The 2,164-nt window shown below is 62.9% G+C and carries 1 protein-coding gene and 1 pseudogene; one reads left to right on the top strand and one right to left on the bottom strand.

Annotated features, from left to right (window positions below):
* Positions 1–304: 304 nt before the first annotated feature.
* Complete coding sequence (locus V8324_RS21600; RefSeq protein ID WP_336421951.1) at positions 305–1,345, bottom strand: IS110 family transposase; 1,041 nt, start codon at positions 1,343–1,345, stop codon at positions 305–307.
* A 275-nt stretch (positions 1,346–1,620) separates the two neighbouring features.
* On the opposite strand from V8324_RS21600, the pseudogene V8324_RS21595 reads away from it, so the two are divergent.
* Positions 1,621–2,007 (top strand): annotated as a pseudogene (locus V8324_RS21595) (site-specific integrase); the annotation flags it as partial.
* Positions 2,008–2,164 lie beyond the last annotated feature (157 nt).

Below are 2,164 nucleotides of genomic sequence, written 5' to 3'. Positions count from 1 at the left end.
TTATCGAAATGGCAAATGCGCTCGTCAAAGCTAATCGCAAGTGGACCCCGAAAACCGCTTGATCAACACGGATACTTCCGTCCGTAGTCGGCGCGTCGGCCGCCACATCATGCCAAGTCCAGAAACGGTTCCCGTGTGCCTATCTCCGACGACGTCCTCAGAACGGGGGTCTGGGGACCAGCGGCTTCACGGCATCATCGGGGACCGCGTCCCGGGTTGGGACCTCGGTGAACCAGCGCCATCGGGCGCGGCCAAACTCCTTCTTCTTCGTGATTGACGACAAGGGGTACCTCGGGAAGTGAGCTTACGCTGCCACGGCTTCCGCAACGTCCTCGCGGGTGAAGCGGAAGTCTGTACCGTCCGTCCACATGCGGTGCAGAACAACCCCGATGCGCCGGGCGAGCGCCACGGTGGCGCGTTTCTTCCCGCGCCGCTTTGCCACGTTCAGCGCCCATGCGGTCAGCCAGTTTTTGCGGCCGCGGTGCATCATGGTCGTCGCCGCCTGGTACAGCGCCGTGCGCAACCCGACATCGCCGGTCCGGGAGATCTGACCCATAATGTCGCGCTCACCCGACTGCTCACGCCTCGGCGTCAACCCGACCCAAGGGCCAATGTCCTTGGACGATCGGAACCGCGCAGGGTCATCGATGGTCGCCTTGACTGTTAGGGCCACGACAGGGCCAACCCCGGGCATTGTCATGAGCATGCGGCAGACCGGGTCCTCTTTGGCGTGATCGCGCAGGGCTTTTTCCAGACCAGCCAGCTCCTGGCGCAGCGCCCGCCGTGTGGCGAGGATCGGGTTTGCGGCTGCCTCCAGCATGGGATTGCCCTCGGTCAATTCATGCACGCGCGCCTCAAAGCGCCCCTTCGCAACACGTCCCATCTTCAGCCCGAAGTTGCGCAGCACACCGCGGATCGACAGCTCAAGATTGATCGCCGCCTGCTGGATAGCTTTGCGCGCCGACAGCAGCGCGCGCATTTCCTGCGCCGACACCGATTTGCAGTGAACAGGTCGGTACCACCCCATCTGCAAAAGCCGCGCGATGCCTTCCGCGTCCCGTCTGTCCGTCTTGATCGGCATCGCCTTCAGCGCGCCCTTCACCTGCCGCGTTTCCATCAGGACCGTGGCAAAGCCCGCATCGGTCAAATACCGATAAAGCCATTGCGAAAGCGGGCCTGCTTCCAGCCCCACCGCCACAACCCCTCCCGGCATCGCTTTCAGTGCTGCCACAAGCTCTTCCGGTTCGCTGGCCGCCGTCGCTTCCATCACGATCTTGCCCTGCCCGGACACCGCGCAGATCGCGGTGCTTGCGAGAGAGACATCCAGTCCGATATACAATTCCATGTCGTTGCCCTTTCGTTGTCCAAAATCTTGGGACGCGCTTCTCGGCACGATCCCGTCGACACGCCGCACAGCGTGCCAAGGGCAACGACACCTCACACCAAACGATCATTCAACGCACAACGATGCCAGTCGGGGCCGGCCCTGTTACGGCATCTCCGCGGCATTGGCGCATTCGGGTGATGGTGTGAGGCGCGGGGGGTAACGGCGCGCATCATGCGATCTGACCGACCTGTCTGACGATTGGGGCCTTCTCAATCATCAGACAGGAGGCTCCCATCACAGAGGAGAAAGTAAGCCCGCTGCGTCAGCGGATGATCGAAGACATGTGCATCCGGGGCATGGGCGAGAAAGCCCAGAAGGCCCACATCCGGGCGATCAAGGATTTTGCGGCCTTCCTTGGGCGATCGCCTGACACGGCCACGCCGGAGGATCTGCGCGCCTATCAGCTCCATATGACAAACAACAGCGTCACGCCATCGACGTTCAACGTGCGGATCGTGGCGCTGCGATTCTTCTTCGGCATGACCTGCGGGCGCGAGGAGATGAAGCGGTACATGCAGTTCCGCACGCAACCGCGGAAGGTGCCCATGGTGTTTAGCGTCGAGGAGGTGTCCGACATCCTGATGGCAGCACCTGGACCGGGGCTGAAGTATCGGGATGCGCGGAAACGCTGGTCAACGGCGAAACGCTGGTCAGCTGCCCGGTCACAGAGCCGCATTGGGAGGCCGAGCTGAAGGGCCTGATCGAGCGCCACGTGGCCGAGACGGAATCGCGCCGCGGCGCCGAGATCCTGCAGGACTGGGATCGCGAGAAGGCCCG

This window comes from Roseovarius sp. D22-M7 (genome assembly GCF_037083785.1).
GTDB lineage: Bacteria > Pseudomonadota > Alphaproteobacteria > Rhodobacterales > Rhodobacteraceae > Roseovarius.
This window is presented reverse-complemented; position numbering and strand designations above follow the sequence as displayed.